The sequence below is a fragment of the Cupriavidus basilensis genome (assembly GCF_008801925.2).
Taxonomy (GTDB): domain Bacteria; phylum Pseudomonadota; class Gammaproteobacteria; order Burkholderiales; family Burkholderiaceae; genus Cupriavidus; species Cupriavidus basilensis.
Map to the genome: position 1 here is coordinate 1,781,685 of NZ_CP062804.1, position 22,807 is coordinate 1,804,491.

Annotated in this window: 17 protein-coding genes; 10 read left to right on the forward strand and 7 right to left on the reverse strand. The window is 66.1% G+C overall.

The window, feature by feature from the left end; all coding sequences use genetic code 11:
- Positions 1-85 precede the first annotated feature (85 nt).
- Together F7R26_RS28765 and F7R26_RS28770 are read left to right on the forward strand one after the other, a co-directional pair.
- Positions 86-1,447, forward strand: a complete 1,362-nt coding sequence (locus tag F7R26_RS28765; RefSeq protein ID WP_150985500.1) for a GntP family permease — start codon at positions 86-88, stop codon at positions 1,445-1,447.
- 275 nt (positions 1,448-1,722) lie between these two features.
- The gene (locus F7R26_RS28770; RefSeq protein ID WP_150985501.1) at positions 1,723-2,055 is read left to right on the forward strand and encodes a hypothetical protein; all 333 of its coding nucleotides are present in this window, start codon (positions 1,723-1,725) and stop codon (positions 2,053-2,055) included.
- A 7-nt stretch (positions 2,056-2,062) separates the two neighbouring features.
- Here F7R26_RS28770 and F7R26_RS28775 read toward each other — a convergent pair whose 3' ends face one another.
- The 4 genes from F7R26_RS28775 to F7R26_RS28790 form a co-directional block, all read right to left on the reverse strand.
- Positions 2,063-4,489, reverse strand: coding sequence for a TonB-dependent receptor (locus F7R26_RS28775; RefSeq protein WP_241754570.1), 2,427 nt, complete (start codon positions 4,487-4,489; stop codon positions 2,063-2,065).
- A gap of 3 nt (positions 4,490-4,492) precedes the next feature.
- The gene (locus F7R26_RS28780) at positions 4,493-6,709 is read right to left on the reverse strand and encodes a TonB-dependent receptor (RefSeq protein WP_241754571.1); all 2,217 of its coding nucleotides are present in this window, start codon (positions 6,707-6,709) and stop codon (positions 4,493-4,495) included.
- 111 nt (positions 6,710-6,820) lie between these two features.
- Positions 6,821-7,867, reverse strand: a complete 1,047-nt coding sequence (locus F7R26_RS28785) for a FecR domain-containing protein (protein ID WP_150985502.1) — start codon at positions 7,865-7,867, stop codon at positions 6,821-6,823.
- Positions 7,867-8,385 carry a sigma-70 family RNA polymerase sigma factor gene (locus tag F7R26_RS28790; RefSeq protein WP_150985503.1) on the reverse strand — a complete coding sequence of 173 codons (519 nt, stop codon included), beginning with the start codon at positions 8,383-8,385 and terminating at the stop codon, positions 7,867-7,869. The genes F7R26_RS28785 and F7R26_RS28790 overlap by 1 nt, the downstream gene beginning before the upstream one ends.
- 260 nt (positions 8,386-8,645) lie before the next feature.
- Between F7R26_RS28790 and F7R26_RS28795 the strand changes: the two genes are divergently transcribed.
- Complete coding sequence (locus F7R26_RS28795) at positions 8,646-9,647, forward strand: Bug family tripartite tricarboxylate transporter substrate binding protein (RefSeq protein ID WP_150985504.1); 1,002 nt, start codon at positions 8,646-8,648, stop codon at positions 9,645-9,647.
- Positions 9,648-9,765: 118 nt separating this feature from the next.
- Here the strand turns inward: F7R26_RS28795 and F7R26_RS28800 are convergent, their stop codons facing one another.
- Positions 9,766-12,003, reverse strand: a complete 2,238-nt coding sequence (locus tag F7R26_RS28800) for an NADP-dependent isocitrate dehydrogenase (RefSeq protein ID WP_150985506.1) — start codon at positions 12,001-12,003, stop codon at positions 9,766-9,768.
- A gap of 287 nt (positions 12,004-12,290) precedes the next feature.
- Positions 12,291-12,509: a hypothetical protein gene (locus F7R26_RS28805; protein ID WP_150985508.1), complete on the reverse strand. Its 219-nt coding sequence runs from the start codon at positions 12,507-12,509 to the stop codon at positions 12,291-12,293.
- Positions 12,510-12,855: 346 nt separating this feature from the next.
- On the opposite strand from F7R26_RS28805, the gene F7R26_RS28810 reads away from it, so the two are divergent.
- From F7R26_RS28810 to F7R26_RS28820, 3 genes are read left to right on the forward strand one after another with little or no spacing between them, the layout of a single operon-like run.
- Positions 12,856-13,449, forward strand: a complete 594-nt coding sequence (locus F7R26_RS28810; protein ID WP_150985510.1) for a DUF2760 domain-containing protein — start codon at positions 12,856-12,858, stop codon at positions 13,447-13,449.
- A complete protein-coding gene (locus F7R26_RS28815; RefSeq protein WP_150985512.1) occupies positions 13,446-15,293 on the forward strand; it encodes an Hsp70 family protein in 1,848 nt (615 codons plus the stop codon). The genes F7R26_RS28810 and F7R26_RS28815 overlap by 4 nt, the downstream gene beginning before the upstream one ends.
- Before the next feature lie 9 nt (positions 15,294-15,302).
- A complete protein-coding gene (locus F7R26_RS28820; protein WP_150985513.1) occupies positions 15,303-18,101 on the forward strand; it encodes an Hsp70 family protein in 2,799 nt (932 codons plus the stop codon).
- Between the two features lie 26 nt (positions 18,102-18,127).
- Here F7R26_RS28820 and F7R26_RS28825 read toward each other — a convergent pair whose 3' ends face one another.
- Positions 18,128-18,832 (reverse strand): Crp/Fnr family transcriptional regulator, encoded by a 705-nt coding sequence (locus F7R26_RS28825; RefSeq protein WP_150985515.1) that lies wholly within the window; start codon positions 18,830-18,832, stop codon positions 18,128-18,130.
- A 181-nt stretch (positions 18,833-19,013) separates the two neighbouring features.
- Between F7R26_RS28825 and F7R26_RS28830 the strand changes: the two genes are divergently transcribed.
- From F7R26_RS28830 to F7R26_RS28845, 4 genes are all read left to right on the forward strand, one after another.
- A complete protein-coding gene (locus tag F7R26_RS28830) occupies positions 19,014-19,772 on the forward strand; it encodes a Coq4 family protein (protein WP_150985517.1) in 759 nt (252 codons plus the stop codon).
- Positions 19,773-20,041: 269 nt separating this feature from the next.
- A complete protein-coding gene (locus F7R26_RS28835) occupies positions 20,042-20,473 on the forward strand; it encodes an HU family DNA-binding protein (RefSeq protein ID WP_150985518.1) in 432 nt (143 codons plus the stop codon).
- A 93-nt stretch (positions 20,474-20,566) separates the two neighbouring features.
- Positions 20,567-21,046: an SRPBCC family protein gene (locus F7R26_RS28840; protein WP_150985519.1), complete on the forward strand. Its 480-nt coding sequence runs from the start codon at positions 20,567-20,569 to the stop codon at positions 21,044-21,046.
- A 201-nt stretch (positions 21,047-21,247) separates the two neighbouring features.
- Positions 21,248-22,792, forward strand: a complete 1,545-nt coding sequence (locus F7R26_RS28845) for a methyl-accepting chemotaxis protein (protein WP_150985520.1) — start codon at positions 21,248-21,250, stop codon at positions 22,790-22,792.
- Positions 22,793-22,807: the final 15 nt, after the last annotated feature.

Sequence of the window (22,807 nt, forward strand, 5' to 3'; positions counted from 1 at the left end):
CGGCCGCCACCAGCGCGGCCCTTTTCATAGCGGACGCGAGGGAGCCCCGCCGGAGTCCCGGCGGACCTCGCACAAAGGAGACAACATGGGCGCCGTAACCGGAACCACCCTTTTGCTTTACGCGTTGATCGCGGTGATCGCACTGGTCGTGCTGATCGCGAAATTCAAGCTCAATCCCTTTATCACCCTGGTAGTCGTCTCGGTGCTGCTCGGCTTTGCCGTGGGCATGCCGATGGGCGACATCGTCAAATCGTTCGAGGCCGGCGTAGGCGGCACGCTCGGCCACATCGCGCTGGTGGTGGGCCTGGGTACCATGCTCGGCAAGATGATGGCGGAGTCCGGCGGCGCCGAGCGCATCGCGCGCACGCTGATCGACGCCTTCGGCGAGAAGAACGTGCACTGGGCCATGGTGACCATCGCCTTTATCGTCGGCTTGCCCGTGTTCTTCGAAGTGGGCTTCGTGCTGCTGGTGCCGATCGCCTTCAACGTGGCCAAGCGCACCGGCACTTCCATGGTGCTGGTTGGCATCCCGATGGTGGCCGGCCTTTCGGTGGTGCACGGCCTGATCCCCCCGCACCCCGCCGCGCTGCTGGCGGTGACCGCCTACAAGGCGGATATCGGCAAGACCATCCTGTACGCGCTGATCGTGGGCATTCCCACGGCGGCGATCGCTGGCCCGCTGTTCGCCAAGCTGATGACGCGCTACGTGACGCTGCCGGATGTGAATCCGCTGGCCGCGCAGTTCACCGAGGAGGACGAAGGCGTCAAGGCCTCGCACGAGCTGCCGGGCTTCGGCATCACGCTGTTTACCATCCTGCTGCCCGTGATCCTGATGCTGATCGGCAGCTGGGCTGACCTCATCACCACGCCCAAGAGCTTTGCCAACGACTTCCTCAAGCTGATCGGCAACTCGGTGATCGCGCTGCTGATCGCCGCGCTGGTGAGCTTCTACACCTTCGGCAAGCGCCGCGGCTTCACCCGGGAAAACATCCTCAAGTTCACCAACGAGTGCGTGGCGCCCACCGCCATCATCACGCTGGTGGTTGGCGCGGGCGGCGGCTTTGGCCGCGTGCTGCGCGATTCAGGCATCTCCAACGCCATCGTCGACGTGGCCACCGGCGCGCATGTGTCGGTGCTGCTGCTGGGCTGGCTGGTCGCCGTGCTGATCCGGATCGCCACCGGCTCCGCCACCGTGGCCATGACCACGGCTGCCGGCATCGTCGCGCCGATCGCCGCCAGCGTGCCCGGCACCCGGCCCGAGCTGCTGGTGCTGACCACCGGCGCCGGCTCGCTGATCCTGTCGCACGTGAACGACGGCGGCTTCTGGCTGGTCAAGGAGTACTTCAACATGACCGTGGCCCAGACCTTCAAGACCTGGTCGGTGTGCGAAACGCTCATCTCGGTGATCGCGCTGCTTCTGACCCTGGCGCTTGCCACGGTAGTCTGAGCGTCCGAAGAGGAAGAGGATCACGCCGGGCGCCCGCAAGGCGCCCGGCGAAAGGGAGGAGACACATGCGGTGTCCCTCCTTTTTTTATGCCGCCCGTGATGTGCTATTGTGTGCGGCGCAGCAAATCATAGGCACCCCGCGTTTTTTCCTGCCGCTGCCAATTACCGGGCATCACCCGTCGCGCCGACAAGGTGTCACAAATCTTTCATACTGGGAAGCAGGCCCGGGTTTCCCCCTAGCGCTAGAATCGAGCCCCAACCGGAGGAAAAGAACCATGCCCAAAAAACTCAGGAAGACCGAGGACGCTGTCCCGGCCACCACGACCGCGCCGGGCCTGATCGCCCTGCTCGACCATATCGCCAATGCCACGGCCCAAGGCCAGCTCGATCCCGAGTTCGCCCGCAAGCTGGGCAAGCGCGTGCGCAAGGAAGCCGACGCGCTGATCGAAGACCAGGCGTACTCGAGCGCCCACGGCACGCAGATCAGGGCCGCTCTTGCCACGCTGGAAGAAGCCGTGTCGGATAGCGAAGGCGGGCTGCTGGGCAAGGCCGTCAAGCGCCTGCGCGATGCCGACGAGCGCGCCGCGGAATCCACCGCCACCAAGTAGAACTGCCTCAGAAGCGCATCGTCGCCGAAAGCAGCAGCGTGCGCGGCTCGCCTTGCGCCAGCCCGCCGTAGGCATCAACCGCCGCCCAGTCATGCTTGTCAAGGACATTGCGGACATTGAGGCGGAAGGTGGTCTGCCTGCGCGCCACGGTAGTCTGGTAGCGCGCACCGATGTCGACGCGGGTCCAGTGCGGGATACTCTGCGTATTGGCCTGGTCGACATATTGCCGTCCCGTATAGGCCAGCCCTCCGGCCAGCGTCAGGCCCGGCACGAAGCCGGCATCCCATTGGGCGCCTAGGTTGGCTTGCAACGTCGGCACGCCGACAGCGGCCTTGCCGGCCAACTCGGGGCGACTGCTGCGGACAATCCTCGCATCGAGCACGGTGGCGCTGGCCAGCAGCCGCACCCCGGCCACCACCTCACCAACCAGCCCGAACTCCAGCCCGCGATTGCGCTGCTCGCCGTCCGCCGCGAACAGCGTCCCGGACATCTGGCCGCTCGCCTTGGATATCTGGAATGCGCTGACGGTCGCCATCATCCCGCCCTGCTCGACCTTCACGCCCAACTCAAGCTGCCTTGACTTGTAAGGCGCGAATACCTCGCCGGCATTGCTGGCATTACCAGGGGCAGTGTCGCCCTTGCTCAACCCTTCGGCGCGGTTGGCATACAGCGTGACGTGTTGCCAGGGCTTCACCACCAGCCCAAGCATTGGCGTCCAGGCACCCCGGTCGTAGTGCGAAGCGATGGCGCCGCCGGCGCTGAAATTGTCCGATGTGACCTGCTGATGGCGCAGCCCCAGCGTCAGCTGCACGCGCTTGTCCAGCATCGACAGCGTATCGGCCAGGGCCGCGCCGGACAGCCGCGTCTGGGAGACCTTCGGTACGCCGGCAGGCGCCGCGATGTACTGCACCGGCAACGACACAGGCTGGTAGAGGTTGGTCAGCCAGGTGGTCGTGGCGTTGTTGAAGCTGCGCTCCAGCTGGTCCCGATAGTCGCTCACGAGCAAGCTCAGTTGATGGCCCACCGCCCCGGTGTCGAAGCGGGCCCGCAGGCCCGTGTCCACGGTAGTGCGGGCTACATTGAACCTGTAGTTCGAGTCCAGCACGGCAATATCGCCAGCCTCGTTGATGAGGGTGGGCGTGATGGCAAAGAGCCTGGCCACCCGCGTACGGCCGCCGCCGCCGGCGATGAAGCAGGTGAGCTTGTCGCCGATGTCGTATTCCGCCCGCACCAGCAGGGACTGGTCGCGGATACTGGAGTGTTCCCAGGATTGCGAGACATTGCGCCGCCCGTCGGGCGCATCGGGTACGTTGATGCCGGACGCGATATGCAAAAGGCGCGATGGCGCGGCGATCGTCTCCTGCTGGCCGATGAAATCCAGCGTTGCGCGCAGGCGTTCGCCCTGGTAGTCCAGTGCCAGCGCGCCAGCTCCAGCGTGGCGCGACTGGTTATCCAGGTTGGTGTCGCCCGCCCGATAGCTGCCATTGAAGCGAACGCCGAACTGCCGCTGCGCGCCGAACCGCCGGCTTACGTCAAGGTTGCCGCCCAGTTGCGATGAAGCGGCATAGTCGGCCGTGACCTGGGTCAGGTCGGGACCGGTCGCCCGCTTGGGCACGATATTGATGCCGCCGCCGACGCTGCCGCTGGGCGCCATGCCGATCAGCATGGCCGTCGGGCCCTTGATCAGCTCGACCCGCTCGATGTAGCCGGTCGACACCCGGTAGTTGGAGGCCACGCCATACATGCCGTCGAAGGCAATCTCGCCGAAGTTGCCATTGCCAACCGGAAAGCCGCGGATCGTGAAGGCGTCCAGGATGCCGCCAGGCTGGCTGACATAGCGCACGGACGAATCAACGGCCACCATATCGCCCACCGTGCGCGCCTGCTGGTCCTCGATCGCCTTGGCGGTGTAGCTGGTGATGCTGAACGGCGCGTCCATGATGTCGATGTTGCCCAACAGCCCAAGCCTGGCACCGCGCGCGACCTGCTCGCCGGCAAGCGCCGGGGGCAACTCGCTCGCAACCGCGCCGACGATCGTGACCGTGGGCAGCAATGGCGCGGCCTGGGTGCCGGAGGCCGCCTGCGCCTTGCGCAATGAGAACCCGCCTCCCGGCACTTCCGACGCTTCCAGCCCACTGCCCGCCAACAGCGCCCTCAGCCCGTCCGGCACGGTATAGATGCCATTCAGTCCCGGGCTTTGGGCGCTGCCGAGCAGCGCGGCATCATAGGACAGATCGATGCCGCCGACGCTGGCAAAACGATTGAGGACCACGTAAAGCGGGCCAGGCGCGATGGTGAACATCCGCGCCTGGCCCGTGCTCGCCACCGTGCTTGCTACAGGACGCGCCTGCGCGAGCACCGAATCCGGCACCACGCCCAAACCGAGGGCGAGACCAGCGAAGGCGCCGCAAAGCGCGGGGCGTCGTGCGGCCAATGCTTAGAAATCCACACTCATGGAAGCCATGAAGGTCCGTGGCGCGCCGAGCGAGATCGTGCCGTAGGATGCCACCCCGGACCAGTACTTCCGGTTGAACGCATTGAACACCCCCGCCCGGAACGTCGTGGACTTGCCGTACATCGACGTCTTGTAGCGCGCGCCGAGGTCGACGGTTGTCCACGACGGCACCTGCTGCGTGTTCGCCTGGTTGACGTACTCGCTGCCCGTGTAGTTGACCGCGCCGGTCAGCGTCAGGCCCGGAACCCACGGCAGGTCCCACTCGCCGCCGAGGTTGGCCATGACGGTAGGCACGCCCACGGGGCGGTTGCCAAGGGTGGCTGCGCTGTTGGTCTTGGTCAGCTCGCCGTCAAGCAGGGTCAGCCCGCCGAGCAGGCGCACGCCCTTGTAGGCCTGCCCCGATACGGTCAGCTCCAGCCCCTGGTTGCGTTGCTCGCTGTCGATGGCATAGACCGTCCCGTACAGCTGGCCGCTGGGCTTGGTCATGCGGAACGCGGCCAGGGTCGCCATCACCTTGCCCGAGTCGAGCTTGATGCCCACCTCCTGCTGCTTGGTCTTGTACGGCGCAAAGACCTGCCCCGCATTCGACGCGGTCCCCGGCGCGATGTCTCCCTTGCTCAGCCCCTCCACGTAGTTGGCATAGAGCGAGACGTTGTGCCAGGGCTTGAAGACGATGCCGGCCAGCGGTGTGACGGCGCTTTCGTCGTATGAAGCGGTCTTCGCGCCGGTGGCAGCATAGTTGCTCGACTTGACCTGCTGGTAGCGCAGGCCAAGAGTGAACTGCAGGCGGTCGTCCAGCACGCTCAAGGTATCGGCCAGTGACAGGCCCGACAACGTGGAGTCGGATACCTTCGGCACGCTCTGCGGCGCGGCGATGTTCTGCGCCGGGCGGTCGGCCGGGGCGTAAATATTGGATGTGACCGGCGTGCCGGCCACGTTGGCGCTGGCGAAACGGTCCATATACAGGTTGGCCTGCAGCGCCAGCGCGTGCTTGACCGGCCCGGTCTCGAACTTGCTCCTGACGCCGGCATCGAAGCTCGAGCGGTTGACCTGGAACTTCCAGTTCTGGACGGCCGACGAAGTCGCGCCGGCCGAATTCAGGATGGTTGGCGTCTGCTCGGACAAGCGCGCCACGTCGGAGCGGGTACCGCCGGCATCGGCAAACACCGTCACGTTGTCGGTGAGGTCGTATTCCGCGTGCAGCAGCGTCGACACATCGTTGGACTTCCACCAGCCCCAGGGCTGGCTGACATTGCGCCTGCCATCCGGCGCAGACGGTACCTGCACGCCGGCTGCGATCAGGAAGGGACGCGTGGGCGCATCGACCCATTGGTACTGCTCGATCAGGTCGAGCGAGGCCCGCAGGCGCTCGCCGCGGTAGTCGAGCGACAGCGCGGCCACCTCGGCGCGCGACTTCTGGTTGTCGAGCGCCGTCGGCCCTTGCCGGTGCAGGCCGTTGAAGCGAATGCCCCACTCGCGGTCCTCGCCGAAACGGCGGCTCAGGTCCACCGCGCCGCCCACCTGCGCGTCCGACGCATAGTCGAGCGTGAAACGCGTCAGGTCCGTCGCCAGTGCGCGCTTGGGCACGACATTGACCACGCCGCCGACACCGCTGTTCGGCGACATGCCGTACAGCAAGGCGGCCGGCCCCTTCAGCACTTCGACCCGCTCCAGGTACTCGGTAAACAGATGGTAATTCGGTGACACGCCGTACACGCCGTCAAACGCGATCTCGGACAGGTTGCCCTCATTGATCGGGAAGCCGCGGATATAGAAAGAGTCGGTCACGCCGCCAACCTGGCCCGTGAAGCGCGTGGACGGATCGCTGTTCAGTACTTCGGCCAGCGTGGTGGCCTGTTGGTCCTCCAGGCGCTGCGCGGTGTAGTTGGTGACGGCGAACGGCGTGTCCATGACGCTCTTGTTGCCCAGCAGCCCCAGGCGGCCACCGCGCGCCACCTGGCCGCCCGCGTACGACTGTGGCAGTTCTCCCGGCGTTTCGGCGCCGGCGGTGACGGTTATCGCCGGCAGGGTCGGTGCGGCGTCCGTGGGGCCCGACTGCGATTGTGCCCTCACGGCAAGCGGCGCCACGGTTGCGCCCATGGCAAGGCAGACCATAGCGTGGTGCACGGCGAGCGCAAACGGCTTGGGTCGGGGTGGGCGCGCAGCGGCGATGACAGTGGCATAACGGGTTGCAGACATGATTCCTTTCTCCGGCAGCGTTTAATTTGAGTTCCTACGCTGTAGGCCGGTCGAGAATCGAAATCCCCTCAATCTTCCTGACATATTTTTTCGGATGCGCCTGGCATGGGGTCAACGCCCGCCCGCCGGGCCAACCGAAACCCAGAAGCGCGTGCGATAGACCACGGCGATCGGCTGCGCCTGCATCAGGAAGTGCAGCACCCGATCGGTGTCGCGCACGTGATAGGCGCCCGAGATGCGCAGATCCGCCACGCGCGGATCGCAGGCGATGTGGCCGGTGCGGTAGCGCGACAGCTCGGCCAGCACGTCCGCCAGCCGCATGTCTTTGCCAGCGATGACGCCATCGGCCCAGCCATCCGCCTCGAACGGCTGCGGTGGCGCCGGCATGCTGCCGGCCTTGGCGAGCCACCAGGTCGCACCTGCACGCGCTACGTCGGCAGCCCCGCCCGCAGCCGGGTGCAGTTCCACGGCGCCCTCCTGCACGGTAACGCGGGCGCGTTCGTCCTCGATCCGCACCACAAAGCGCGTGCCCAACGCACGCAGGCTGCCGAACGGCGTCTGTACCCAGAATGGCCGCAACGCTGCGCTGCCGGCCGCGAAGCCATCGTCATGTCCCGTGGTCACCAGGATCTCGCCGCGCCGCAGCGTGACCAGACGGCGCTCAGTGCCCAGCGCGGTACTGATGGCGGTATCGGTGTTGAGCACGATGATGCTGCCATCGGCCAGGCGCAGGGTGCGCTGCTCGCCGGTGGCCGTGCTGGCGTCGGCGACCAGGCGCTGCCATGGCGCCAGTTCGCGCACGCTTGCCGCCGTGGCCACCGAGATGCCGGCCAATGCCAGCACCTTGAGCACCTGCCTGCGCTTTAGCCCGCCCACGCCACGCCGGGCGTCGGCAGCTTGCAGGGTACGCAGCGCCAGTGCCGGCGGCATGCCGGAGAAATCGGTGCGCAGTGCCTGCACGCGTTGCCAGGCGACCGCGTGCAGCGGGTTGGCGTCGCGCCACTGGGCGAATGCCTTGTGCGTGCTGGCGCTGGCCTCGCCAAAGTCGAGCTTGACCATCCAGTGAATGGCCTGGTCGACGATGCGAGTGGGGATCGGGGCTTCCGGCCCGGGCGTAGCCGTGGGCTCGCCTGGCCTGGCGGAATCACGCACGGGCATCAGCCACCGAAACGCAAGCTGTAGCAATGGCGCAGCGCCGCCGCGACATAGCGCTCGGCGGTAGCCAGCGACACGCCGAGGCGCTCCGCGATCTGCCGGCAGGTCAGCCCTTCGAGCTGGGCCCACAGGAATGCCTTGCGCACCTGCGGCTTCAGCGCATCCAGGATGCGGTCGATGGCGATCAGGGTTTCCAGGAAAAGCAGCCGGCTTTCGGGCGACGGCGCCTGCGGCGCGGGCAGTTGCGCCAGCGTCTCCAGCCAGGCCAGCTCCAGCTCCCGGCGGCGCCAGTGCTCAATGACAAGGCCGCGCGCGATCGTGCTCAGGTAGGTGCGCGGTTCCCTGATATCGCACGGCTCGCGATGAAGCAAGCGGAGAAACACATCCTGCGCCAGGTCGGCGGCGTCAAACGCGTTGCCAAGCTGACGCCGCAGCCATCCCTGCAGCCAGCGATGGTGAGCGCTGTAGAGGGCATGGACATGCTGCTGTGACTGCGGTAACGCGGATTCGGCGGCGGCCATCGCTTCCCTTGCGTAGTGAAGTGTCTGGCACGGCCAAACTTAAATGAGAATGGTTCGCATTATATGGCACGGAAAATGATTAGTGCAACCAACAGCACAGCCAGGCGCACATATTGCAATGCAGCATCTGACGTAAAATCGACGCGATAGCCCGGCAAGCCATCTAGTCCAGACATAGCCGCCATTTTTGATGCTTAACGTGTATTTATCTGCGCACGCCAGCCTGCAGGTGCTGCTACCCGACGCCAGTTGACCTGCCCATGGACCTGCTTTTTTCCTTAGACCCGTTGCGCCGGCTGGTCACCACTTCGCTGCTGGTGGCCACCTCGGTGCCCAGCCCGCAGACACCGACCGTCCCAGAAGCATTCCCACTGCGAACCGTGCATCTGGTGGTCCCTTTCACGGCGGGCGGCACCACCGACATCATTGCCCGTGTCATCGCCGATAAGCTGCGCACCCGACTGGGCCAGCCCGTGGTCGTCGACAACCGGCCAGGTGCCTCCACGATGATCGCGGCGGAGCAGGTCGCCAAGGCGCCCGCCGACGGTTATACGCTGCTGCTCGCCAGTTCCACCACGTTCAGCATGCTCCCCGCGCTGCGCACCAGCCTGCCCATCCCGGCGGAAGGCGCCTGGGCGCCGATCGGCATCATCGCGCAGGCGCCGGTCATGCTCACCACCCGTGCGGACTCCGGCATCAAGTCGTTCGCGGACATGCTGGCGCGTGCCAGCGCCCAACCGGGCATCGTCACCTACGGCACCACCGGCCCGGGCACCGCGCAATGCCTTGTGGGCGCCATGATCGAGGCCGATCTGCATGTGGACATCACCCCCGTGTCATATCGCGGCAGCACGCAGATCCTCGCCGACGTCATTGGCGGGCAGATCGACCTGAGCCTCGACCCCATCGCCGTTGCCCAGCCTTACCTCGAGTCTGGCAAGTTGCGCCCGCTGGCGATCAGTGCCGGGACGCGCTCCCCGCAGTATCCGGGCGTGCCAACCTTTGCCGAACTCGGCATCGCCATGCCCGCCAATGCATTCTGGTTCGGCATTGCCGCGCCGCGCGCCACGCCGCAAGCGGTGGTGGAACGACTGGAAAGGGAATTGCAGGGGGTGCTTCTGGACCCTGCCGTGGAGGCAGTCTTCCAGCGGCAGTCGATCTGGGTCATGCGCGGCAACGCGGAGGATTTCCGCCGGCGCGTGCAGGGCGAGATAACGCAATATCGTCGGCTCGCAAAGGACGGCAGGGTGAAGCGCGAATAGCACAAGCCCCGGGTACCTGTTACCAGGTACCCGGGGCTTGCATGGCGGCACGCCTTTCCCAAGGCGTGGCCGCCGCCGGCGGCCGCCCTGCGTGACAGGGCGGCCCGGCTTGTATCGATTAAGCCTTGACGGCTGCCAGCGCGGCGTTGAGCGTCTTGCTGGGGCGCATCACGATGTCCAGCTTGGCAAAGTCGGGCTTGTAGTAGCCGCCGATATCGGCTTGCTTGCCTTGCACGGCCGACAGCTCGCCAACGATGACCTGCTCGTTGTCGGTCAGTTGCTTGGCCAGCGGCGCGAACTGCGCTGCCAGGGCGGCGTCGTCGGTCTGTGCGGCCAGTTCCTGGGCCCAGTACATGGCCAGGTAGAACTGGCTGCCGCGGTTGTCCAGCTCGCCGGTCTTGGGCGACGGGTTCTTGTTGTTGTCCAGCAGCTTGCCAGTGGCGGCGTCCAGCGTCTTGGCCAGGATCTTGGCCTTTTCGTTGCTGGTCTTGATGCCGAGTTCTTCCAGCGACACCGCCAGCGCCAGGAATTCACCCAGCGAATCCCAGCGCAGGTGGTTTTCTTCCACCAGTTGCTTGACGTGCTTCGGCGCCGAGCCGCCCGCGCCGGTTTCATACATGCCGCCGCCGGCCATCAGGGGGACGATGGAAAGCATCTTGGCGCTGGTGCCCAGTTCCATGATCGGGAACAGGTCGGTCAGGTAGTCGCGCAGGATGTTGCCGGTCACCGAGATGGTGTCCAGGCCGCGGATGACACGTTCCAGCGTGTAACGCATGGCGCGCACTTGCGACATGATCTGGATGTCCAGGCCGGTGGTGTCGTGATCCTTCAGGTAGGTCTCGACCTTCTTGATCATCTCGGCTTCGTGCGGGCGGTACGGGTCCAGCCAGAAAATGGCCGGCATGCCGGAGTTGCGCGCGCGCGTGACGGCCAGCTTGACCCAGTCGCGGATCGGGGCGTCCTTGACCTGGCACATGCGCCAGATGTCGCCCTCTTCCACGTTCTGCACCAGCAGCACTTCGCCGGTGGCGATGTCAACGATGCGGGCTTCGCCGGCCTCGGGTACTTCAAAGGTCTTGTCGTGCGAGCCGTATTCCTCGGCTTGCTGCGCCATCAGGCCGACGTTGGGCACGGTGCCCATGGTGACCGGGTCGAAGTTGCCGTTGGTCTTGCAGAAGTTGATGATCTCCTGGTAGATGCGGGCAAAGGTGCTCTCCGGGATCACGGCCTTGGTGTCCTTCGGACGGCCGTCGGCGCCCCACATCTTGCCGCCGATGCGGATCATTGCCGGCATCGAGGCGTCCACGATCACGTCGTTGGGCGCGTGCAGGTTGGAGATGCCCTTGGCCGAATCCACCATCGCCAGCTCGGGACGGTGTTCGTGGCAAGCGTGCATGTCGCGGATGATTTCTTCGCGCTTGGAGCTCGGCAGGCTTTCCAGCTTGTCGTACAGGTTGACCAGGCCGTTGTTGACGTTCACGCCCAGTTCGTCGAACAGCTTGCTGTGCTTCTCGAAGGCTTCCTTGTAGAAGATCTTCACGGCGTGGCCGAACACGATGGGGTGCGAGACCTTCATCATGGTGGCCTTCACGTGCAGTGACAGCATCACGCCGGTCTTGCGCGCGTCTTCCATCTGTTCTTCGTAGAAGTCGCACAGCGCCTTCTTGCTCATGAACATGCTGTCGATGATCTCGCCGTCCAGCAGCGACACCTTCGGCTTGAGCACGATGGTCTTGCCGCTCTTGGTGACCAGCTCCATCTTGACGTCGCGGGCGCGGTCCAGCGTCATGGACTTTTCGCCGTGATAGAAGTCACCGTGCTTCATATGCGCCACGTGGGTGCGCGAAGCCATGCTCCACTCACCCATGCTGTGCGGGTTCTTGCGTGCATAGTTCTTGACGGCTGCCGGCGCGCGGCGGTCCGAGTTGCCTTCGCGCAGGACCGGGTTCACGGCGCTGCCAAGGCACTTCGAATAGCGTTGGCGGATGGCCTTTTCCGCATCGGTCTTCGGGTCTTCCGGGAAATCCGGGACCTTGTAGCCCTTGGACTGCAGTTCCTTGATCGCGCTGACCAGCTGGTGCACGGAGGCGCTGATGTTAGGCAGCTTGATGATGTTGGTGTCCGGCAGCAGGGTCAGCCGGCCCAGCTCGGCCAGGTTGTCGGGCACGCGTTGTGCCTCGGTCAGGAATTCGGGGAATTCGCCCAGGATACGACCCGCCACCGAGATGTCGCTGGTCGTCACGTTGATGCCGGCCGGGGCGGTGAAGGTGCGGATGATGGGCAAAAAGGCACTGGTCGCCAGCAGCGGAGCTTCGTCGGTCAGCGTGTAGATGATGGTGGGTTGCTGGGTACTCATTGCTTATCTCAGGATCAAGAAATAGGTTGGAGAACGCCACCGGCTGGGTCACAGCCCGGCAGGAATGCCCGAATTTTGCCTGAATTTTCTCCAGGGGGGTCTGAACCACACGGGGTTTTTGCTTCGCAATCGCAAAATGCAAGTTTTGCGCGGGGGCAAGGCTCGCGGCACGGGGCGCGTGCGGGGGCGGTCGGCGCGCCGGCATTTGCCCGCCTCTCTGCGTCCATCTGGCGGGCCAGCGGGCTTATCTGCGCCCAAAGGCGGCTAACAAGCACAAAACCGCTGCGCTAGTCCCAAAAACTGCGGAACGCGGCGGCAGCGATCACGGGGACCGTCAGCACCAGCGGAATGGCAAAGTAGGGAACTTCGAGATCTACGCGCCACTTGTAGATGAGCCAGGCGATGCCGACCGCAAGCGTAACCAGGCCCACGAGCGCCGCGAGAACGTTCAGTACCCTGTCGGACGGGCGCCTGCGCGTCCGTTCTTTGGTGGAAAGCGCTTTCATCCCAGCTCCAATGCAGATCGTGACGGGCATTTGCTCTATTTTGCTCTATTAAAGGCTACTCCGGCGCCCTGCGTAAGGGCGAGTCATGGCGGCCATCATGGGATGGTATCGATGAGAGTCCCGCCCCTTTGTGGGCAGCATTGGCCGGCTCATGGGCGCCTTAGGGCAAAATACCGCCTTGAGCGGCCCGGCCGGGCCCGAAGAACAAGATGCTGACGGGCGAGCCCGCACCTGCGCGCGCCACGCCGTTGCCTGCCGGCAAGCGCCTGCGCTGCGCCAGGGCGGGCCCGGTACAGCATCGCCAGGGGACAGCTCGTCCTTCAACAGAGCACATCTGGAGCCATTGATGACCGACTCGAACATGTCTTTCCTAGGCAGGATTTCCCTTGCCGTGGGCACGTTTTTCAACATCCTGGGCGACCGCGAGCTTGCCGCGGGCGTGCGGCGCCTGCGTGACGGCACGGGGCCCGGCGCAAGTCCAGCGCCCGCTGCACCGGTCCCTGCCCCCGTGGCCGCACCAGCGCCACAGGCAGCACCGGCGCCGAGCGCGCTAAAGGAAGCGAGCCCGGAGGCCGCGCTCCAGTTGCTGGGCCTGCTCCAGCGCGACGCGCGCTTCATCGATTTTGTCGAGGAAGACATCGCCGGCTATTCCGACACGGAAATCGGTGCCGCCGCCCGGCTGGTGCATGACGGCTGCCGCGCCGTGCTGCGAGAGCATTTCACCATCCGGCCGGTGCGCGAGGAAGCCGAGGGCAGCCGCGTAACGGTGCCCGACGGGTTCGATGCCACCGCCATCCGGCTGACCGGAAACGTGGTCGGCACCGCACCGTTCAACGGCAACATCAGCCACCGTGGCTGGCGTGTGGCGGAAGTCCGCCTGCCCCGCCTGGCCGAGCGCCATGACGCCACCGTGATCGCCCCGGCCGAGGTCGAGCTATGAGCGACCCGCGCTACTCGATCGGCATCGACCTGGGCACGACGCATTGCGCCCTCTCCTACGTCGACCTCACCGCCAGTGACGGCGAGAAGACCACCCAGGGCGTCCTACCCATCACGCAGCTCACCGCACCAGGCGCGATCGAAGATTGCGACCTGCTGCCCTCGTTTATGTACCTGCCGCATCCGAGCGAGCTGGCTCCAGGCGACCTGGCCTTGCCGTGGAACGCCGCGCGGGACTTCGCCGTGGGCGAGCTGGCGCGCAGCCGTGGCGCGGCCACGCCGATCCGGCTGGTATCGAGCGCGAAGAGCTGGCTGTGCCACCCCGGCGTAGACCGCCGCGCGGCGATCCTGCCGAACGACGCGCCGGCGGAAGTGCCGCGCGTGTCGCCGCTCGAGACTTCCGTGCGCTATCTCTCGCACCTGCGTGAAGCGTGGGACCACGCGCATCCCGACGCCCCGTTCGGTGAGCAGGACATCACCGTCACCATTCCCGCGTCGTTCGATCCGGCCGCGCGGGAGCTGACGGCAGAAGCCGCCGAAGCCGCGGGCTATGCCCGCATGACCCTGCTGGAGGAGCCTCAGGCGGCGCTCTACAGCTGGATTCAGAAGAGCGGCGGGCAGTGGCGCAAAGAGGTCAAGGTGGGCGACATCATCCTGGTCGTCGACGTGGGTGGCGGCACCACCGATCTCTCGCTGATCGCCGTGATCGAGCGCGAGGGCAACCTGGAGCTGCACCGCGTTGCCGTCGGCGAGCACATCCTGCTGGGCGGCGACAACATGGACCTGGCGCTGGCCCACGTAGTGGCGCGCAAGCTCGCGGCCCAAGGCACGCAGGCCGACCCGTGGCAACTGCGCGCGCTCACCTATGCCTGCCGCGGCGCCAAGGAAACCCTGCTCAGCAACCCGGCCACGGACGCGGTGCCGCTGGTCGTGCCGAGCCGCGGCTCCAAGCTCATCGGCGGCTCGATCCGCACCGAGCTGACCCGCGCCGAGCTCACCCAGATCATCCTGGAAGGCTTTTTCCCGCAGGTGGATGGCTCTGCCCGCCCGGTCAGCCGGGCCCGCGCCGGGCTAACGCAACTGGGGCTGCCGTACGCGCAGGATCCGGCGATCACGCGACACCTGGCGGCCTTCCTGGGCCGCCAGGTGGCAGCGCTGGCCGAGATGGAAGGCCTGGCAGGCGCGCCGGCGCAGGGCGCGACCTTCCTGCATCCCACGGCAGTGCTGTTCAATGGCGGCGTGTTCAAGTCCGCCCTGCTGGTCGAGCGCATCCTGCAGACGCTCAACGGCTGGCTCGCTGCGGAAGGCGCGGCCCCCGCACGCCTGCTGGGGGGCGCCGACCTGGACCTGGCTGTCGCGCGTGGCGCCGCCTACTACGGCTACGTGCGCCGCGGCAAGGGCGTGCGCATTCGCGGCGGCACCGCGCGGGCCTACTACATTGCGGTGGAGTCGGCGATGCCCGCCATCCCGGGCTTCGAGACGCCCATCCAGGCGCTTTGCGTGGCGCCCTTCGGCATGGAGGAAGGCACCGAGGCGCCGTTGCCGGAGCAGGAATTCGGGCTCGTGGTCGGCGAACCCGTGCACTTCCGCTTCTTTGGCTCGTCGGTGCGCCGCCAGGACCAGGTAGGCACCCTGCTCGATTTCTGGGGACCCGAAGACCTGCAAGAGCTCGATGAAATCCAGGCCACGTTGCCGCCCGAGGGCCGCACGCCTGGCGAAGTCGTGCCGGTGAAGCTGCATGCCCGCATCACGGAGGCCGGCACGCTGGAGCTGGAAGCCGTGCCCCGTGGTACCGGCGAGCGCTGGAAGGTCGAGTTCGACGTGCGCGGCGGCGCGAATGCCTGAGTGCCCTGCATGAAGCGGTATAGCGTCGGCATTGACCTGGGCACGAGCAACACGGTCGTCGCCTATGGCGAGGCAGGGTCGGAGGACATCCGCGTCTTCGACATCGATCAACTGGTGGGCCTGGGCGAGGTGGCCACGCGGCCGCTCCTGCCGTCCGTGCGGTACCACGCGGCGCCGGGAGAGCTGAATGCCAGCGATCTGCAGTTGCCGTGGCATGTTGCGGATGGGGCGGATGGGGCGGATGGGACGCCCGGCCAGGTCGTGGTGGGCCGCCTTGCGCGCACGCTGGGCGCGCAAGTGCCCGGCAGGCTGATCGCCAGCGCCAAAAGCTGGCTGTCGCATGCGTCGGTCGACCGCGTGGCGCCGATCCTGCCGTGGGGCGCCGCCGACGAAGTCGGCAAGGTGTCGCCGGTGGCGGCCAGCGCCAGCTACCTGGCGCATGTGCGCGCGGCATGGAACCACCGTTTTCCCGATGCCCGGCTCGAGGACCAGGACGTGGTGCTCACCGTGCCCGCCTCGTTCGATGAAGGCGCGCGCGCCCTCACGCTGGAAGCCGCGCGCGTGGCCGGTCTGCCCGCGCTGCGCATGCTGGAGGAGCCCCAGGCGGCGTTCTATGACTGGGTGTTCCATCATCGCGCAACGCTAGCGGCCGACCTGGCGCAAACGCGGCTGGTGCTGATCTGCGATGTGGGCGGCGGTACCACCGACCTGACCCTGATCAAGGTGGAGGTGCAGGACGGCCAGCCGCAACTGACCCGGATCGGGGTTGGCAACCACCTGATGCTCGGCGGCGACAACATGGACCTCGCCCTCGCGCATCTGGTCGAGTCGCGCATCGCCACGGCGCACTCGCGCTTGTCGGCGGGCAGTTTGTCGCAGCTGGTCGAGCGATGCCGTGCCGCCAAGGAGCAACTGCTCAGCGCGCAGGCGCCGGACGCAGTCACGATCACCCTGCTCGGCTCGGGCTCCCGGCTGATCGGCGGCGCGCGCTCCGTCGAAGTCACCCGGCAGGAGATCGAGCAGATCATTGTCGAGGGGTTTTTCCCAGCCGTTTCAGCCGGCGAAAGACCGGGGCGCTCACGGGGCGGCATCGTCGAATTTGGCCTGCCCTATGCGGCCGACCCGGCGATCACCCGGCACGTTGCGGCCTTCCTGGGCCAGCATGCGGCCCAGTCGCGCATCGCGAACGCGCAGGATGCAACGCAAGCGCCAGACGACGCGCCACCGATGCCCGACACCTTGCTGCTCAACGGCGGCGTGTTCCGCGCCGAGGCGCTGACGGGGCGTTTGTCGAGCACGCTTGGCGCCTGGCGCCAAGCGCCCTTGCATGTGCTGCACAACGACAACCCCGACGTGGCGGTCGCCCGTGGCGCGGTGGCGTTCGCGCTGGCCCGCGCCGGGCATGCGCCGCGCATCGGCGGGGGCTCGCCGCGCAGCTATTTCCTCGTGCTGGACAACGGTGACGCCGCGCAGGCTCAGCGCGGCATTTGCCTGTTGCCGCGCGGCACCGAAGACGGCCAGGAGATCCATCTCAAGGACCGCACCTTCTCCCTGCGCCTCGGGCACCCGGTGCGCTTCCACCTGGTTTCCTCCGTCGCCGACACACCCTATCAGCCGGGCGAACTGGCCGACCTCGCCAGCGGCGATTTCGTCCGCCTGCCGCCGATCGCCACCGTGGTGCAACCGCGCGGCGCCAGCGACGCACGCGAGACGCTGGTGCAGCTCACCACATCGCTCACCGAAGTCGGCACGCTGGAAGTGCACTGCAGCGAGATCGCCAATCCTGCGCAACGCTGGCTGCTCGAGTTCCAGCTGCGCGGCGATGCCCCAGCGGCGGACACGGCGACCCAAGCCCCGCATCCCTCCCTGGCCCAGGCCATCGAATGCATCGACCGCACCTTTGGCGCCCGCTCGCAAGACGTTGGCCCCAAGGAAGTCAAGCGCCTGCGCGCGCAACTGGAGCAACTGCTGGGCGCGCGCGACCAATGGGACAGCGCGCTGCTGCGCGCCCTGTTCGGCACCTTGTGGGAACGCGCGCGCCGCCGCCGCCGCACGGCAGACCATGAACGCCTCTGGCTCAACCTTGCCGGCTATTGCATGCGGCCTGGGTTCGGCTACCCGCTGGACGAGTGGCGTGCCGGGCAGCTGTGGTCGTTGTTCGAGCAGGGCATCCAGTACGTCAATGAGAGCCAGATCTGGTCGGAATGGTGGACGCTGTGGCGCCGCACTGCCGGTGGCCTGGACGAAAGCGCGCAGCTGCGCTTGCTGGACGACATCGCCTTCTACCTGCAGCCCCCGGGCACGGCGCGCTACAAGCGCCCCGCCGGCGCCGCCAAATCAGGCTACGCCGACATGGTGCGGCTCGCGGGATCGCTGGAACGCGTGCCCGTCGAGCGCAAGATCGAAGTCGCCGAGTGGCTGCTCGCGCGGCTCAGGAAGCCGTCGGAGAACCCTCAAGGCTGGTGGGCCGTGGGCCGTATCGGCGCGCGCCGGCCGTTCTATGGCAGCGCGCACAGCGTCGTGCCGCCAGAAGTTGGCTCGCAATGGCTGGAGGCGATTCTTGCGCTCGACTGGAAGAAGGTCGAGCCGGGCGCGTTCGCCGCCGTGCAGATCGCCCGCATGACAGGGGACCGGTCGCGGGACCTGCCGCTGGAGATCCGCATGCGCGTGGTCAGCCGGCTCGAGGCCGCCAACGCGCCACGTAGCTGGATCGACATGGTGCGCACAACGGTGGAACTCGATGAGGCCGATGAAGGACGGGTCTTCGGCGAGTCGCTGCCGGCGGGGTTGACGCTGATCGTGGCCTGAGTGCAATCGCGGCGGGCCGGCTTGACCTAGCCGACCTCCGCGAATCTTCGCAGCGACGCGAGATCCAGGAGCTCGATGGACCCGCGCGTGCGCTGCACCAGGCCCTGCGCCTCGAAATCCCGGAGAATCTGGTTCACCGTTTGCCGGGAAACCGACAGCATCAGGCCGAGTTGCTCTTGCTGCACGTTGATCACCCGCTTGCTCTGGCCATGGCGCTCGCCATAGCCGCCTGCGATGGCCAGCAAGCGGCGCGCCAGCCTGACCGGCACAGGCATCAGCACCGACGACTCAATGGCTTCAAACGCCAGCCTGAGCTTTGGAGCCATCAACTGGCCCACCGCTTTCCAGTGCACCGGATTTTCGTCGAGAAACCGCACCGCATCCTGCTGGCCGATATGCAGCAGCACCACGTCGGACTCGATCCAGGCATCGTGGGCGCGCGGCAAGGCGTCAAACAAGGCAACCTCGCCGAACCATTGCGGCGTTTCCGCAAAAGCCAGCAGTGCCTCCTTGCCATCGGGGGAGGAACTGGTCATCCGGATGGCGCCAGCCACCACAAAGTACAGGCCATCCGCCGGGTCCCCGTGCGCGAACAAGCGCTGGCCCGCAGCCAGCAACCTGACCTTGGCGTGCGCCACGATCCACCGTTGAAAATCAGCGGCAAGACCGGCGAACCATACACTGGATCGCAGGGCGGCGAGGTGGTCTTCGGGGGTGGATAACTTTGACACAGCGCCAATCTTAGTCTTATGTCAGGAAGGCGACATTGTAGTCGGCCGTTCCCTGCAAAGATCGCTCATTGCAATCGAGGACCGGGATAAAAACCCTGGAAACCCGGAAGACCCGAAGCACCGCCGACTTCGCCATCCCGGCAACAACCGCAGCAACAAACCCGATAAGAGGAACGAGGCTATGGACGTAGCGACCTCCCCCGCTCTCTACAAGCGTGACTTTCCAGCCGCATTCCGCGCGATCCGCAAGCTGCTGGCAAACGGAGACGACACCACGCAAGTGTTTCTCATCATGCGCGCCCTCAACGGGCCGTCCGCGCCGAAGAACTACGCGCGGCTCCTGCGGACCACGAGCGGGCGGCGGCTGGCCTATCTTCGCGTTGAACTGACGGAGCGCTTCTCCGACCCGGCGTTCATCGCCAGCTTCGCACCCGGCACGCTCGGCGCCGCCTACCGCGCATTCCTGGAGCAAACGGGCTACAGCGCCGCCGGCCTTGCCGCGATTTCAAACCTCAACAGCGAGCCGCTGGTCGAGGATCCCTACGCCTGGTTCGGCAGGCGAACCCGCGACATCCACGACATCTGGCATGTGCTGACCGGCTACAAGGCCAACGAGAACATGGGCGAAGCGGCGCTGGTGGCGTTCAGCTACGCACAGACCGGCGCCCTCGGCTGGGCATTCATCGCCGTTGCTACCGCCTTGCAGAGCCTGCGCAAGACCGGCAACACCGCGTACCTGCGTGCCGTCGTCGAGGGGTACCGGCATGGACGCAAGGCGAAGTGGCTGATGGCCGAGGACTACGAGACGCTGCTGCACGAGCCGCTCGAGGCAGCGCGCGCGCGGCTGGGCATTCTCGAACCCGTGCTGTACCAGGCAGCCAGCAAGGCCGCGCAATGCCAGCCACAGGGCGCGGCATCGCAATCGCTGTCTTCTGACTAAGCTCCGGACGCTGCCTACGGGCCTGTGGGCCGGTGGGCACTCCTGCTGCGATTTTGGCGAATCTCACATTTCATCAATCGCATCCGGCGCACTCATAAAAATTGCATCCCGCATCCATCAATAACTTCCGCAGCCGGGACCCAAAGCACTGTCCATTGTCCATGGTGATTGCAGACGTTTGGCAGGCGCCACCGGGAATGCTATGCTCCGCGTACGCTTGCTGCCGTCGGCGGCAAGCGTCATTCAACGAACACAAGACTCCATAATCCATGGCTACCAAAGCAAATGCTGTCGTAAAGACCACCACCAAGCCTGCCGCCAAGAAAGCGGCGCCGGCAAAGAAGGCGGCTCCGGCAAAGAAGGTCGCAGCGGCCGCGCCGGCGGTGAAACCCCTGAAGGACACGTTCAACAAGTCCAGCCTGGTGGCCCACCTGGTGGCCCAGACTGAACTGGATGCCAAGACGGTCAAGACTGTGCTGCTCCATCTGGAAAACACCATCCTGAGCGCGGTGCACAAGAAGGGCGCCGGCGAATTCACCCTGCCGGGCCTGTTCAAGGTCGTGGCAACCCAGGTTGCCGCCACCAAGAAGCGCTTCGGCAAGAACCCGTTCACCGGCGAAGACCAATGGTTCGCTGCCAAGCCGGCGACCGTCAAGGTCAAGGTTCGCCCGATGAAGAAGCTGAAGGACGCCGCGCTGTAAGCTGAGCGGCAAACAGAACGCAGCTGGAACAAGAGGGAGCCCGCGTGGCTCCCTCTTGCATTGCAGGTCAATGCCCGAGATCGAGTTCACGCGATGAAGATCAGGTCCGAGTGGATTCTTGAGTGCGAGCCACGGCATGTCTGGCCGCACTTCCTTCATGCCCGCATGGATGCGTCGCGCCCGCTGCTGTTCTGGCTGGGGATTCCAAAGCCAATGAGCTGCCGCGTCCTGGAGGGCGTCGCCGCGGTCGGCAATACGCGGCAATGCACCACGGACCGGGGCACCATCAACCAGCGCATCCTGCAACTGGAGCCGAACCGGCTGCTGCAGTACCAGATGCAGGAAAGCACAGTCTGGTGCCGAGCCTGGGTCGGCAAGCTGATCGACACCTTCAGCCTGGAGCCGCTGGGCGATGGCAGGACACGGGTGATGCGCACGACCGAGTTCGAAGCCACGGGATTGCTCAAGGACATCCGGCTCGTCGGTCTCTGGGCGGCGCTGCGCCAGGCGCATGCCTATGCCGCGCGAAACTGGCAGCGGCTGGCACTGCAGAGCCAGCGCGAATCCGCCTGAGCACACCCTCCTCGCCAGGCCGCTCTCGCGGCCTGCCGGCCGGGCGACAAGCCCCGCCACTCAAGTTCCCACCTCGACAGCCGATATTCACCATAGTCCGCAGATGCGTTCGCGACAAACGGCGCGGCTGACAACAGAGCGAATCCGGGTCCTATGGGCCAGCATTTCGCCGCCTTATTATTTCCATTCAGGTAGAAGAAAATGAAGAATCTTGGAATTGGGGTACGCCTTGGCATTGGCTTTGGCGTGGTGCTGCTGCTGTCAACGCTCATGACCGTGTTCAGCATCCTGGGGCTGCAGGACGTGGCCAGCCACACGCACGACATGATGCAGCAGCCGCTGGCCAAGGAACGCGTCGTCAGCGACTGGTATCGCCTGATGCATACGAGCGTGCGCCGCACCACCGCGGTGGCGCGCAGTGCCGATCCGAGCCTGGGCGCGTTCTTCGCCGCCGAGACGAAGGGGTCCGTCGACGCCATCGCGGCGTTGCGCGACAAGATCGAGCCGATGCTGTCCTCCGACGCGGAGAAGGCGGCATTCAAGACGATCCAGACCGTGCGCAAGCCGTACAACGACTCGCGCGACAAGATCACCAAGCTCAAGGAAGCCGGCCAGACTGAAGAGGCCAACCAGGTGCTCGAGAGCGAGTTCGTGCCCGCCGGCAACGCCTATCTTGCCGAGATCCAGAAGCTGCTGGATATCCAGCGCGCCAGCATTGACCAGACCGCACTGGATATCAACGAGATCTACCTCTCCGCGCGCAATCGCCTGATCGCGCTTGGCGTGCTGGTGCTGGCCATTGGCGTGGCGTTCTCGGTATGGCTGACCGCCGGCATCACCGCGCCGCTGCATCGCGCCGTGGGCTTCGCACGCAAGGTGGCGTCTGGCGACCTGACCAGCCACATCCGCTCGGATAGCAAGGACGAGACCGGCCAGCTGCTGCGCGCCCTGGGCGACATGAATGGCAACATCCTGCGCATCGTGACCCAGGTGCGCACCGGCACCGAATCCATTGCGTCCGGCACGAGCCAGATCGCCGCAGGCAACACGGACCTGTCCCAGCGCACGGAAGAACAGGCGTCGTCACTGCAGGAGACGGCCTCCAGCATGGAGGAGCTGACCAGCATCGTCCGCCAGAACGCGGACAACGCCAAGCAGGCCAGCTCGCTCGCCGTCAACGCCTCCGAGATCGCAATCAAGGGCGGCGCGGTGGTTGGCCAGGTGGTCGACACCATGCAGGAGATCAACGGCGCCTCGCGCAAGGTGGTCGACATCATCGCCGTGATCGAGGGCATCGCCTTCCAGACCAACATCCTCGCCCTCAACGCCGCGGTGGAAGCCGCCCGCGCGGGCGAGCAAGGCCGGGGCTTTGCGGTGGTGGCCGGCGAGGTGCGCAGCCTGGCGCAGCGCAGCGCGACCGCCGCCAAGGAGATCAAGTCGCTGATCGGTGACTCGGTCGAGCGCGTGGAAAAGGGCTCGCAGCTGGTTACCAAGGCCGGCCAGACCATGGATGAGATCGTGGGCGCGGTAAAGCGCGTGACCGACATCATGGGCGAGATCAGCGCCGCCTCGGCCGAGCAGAGCGCCGGCATCGAGCAGGTCAACCAGGCCGTCACCCAGATGGACACGGTAACGCAGCAGAACGCCGCACTGGTGGAGCAAGCCGCTGCCGCTGCGGGATCGCTGGAAGAGCAGGCCCAGCGCCTGAAGGAAGCGGTATCCACGTTCCGCCTCGTGGCTGCCTGAACCGTGCCCTAACCG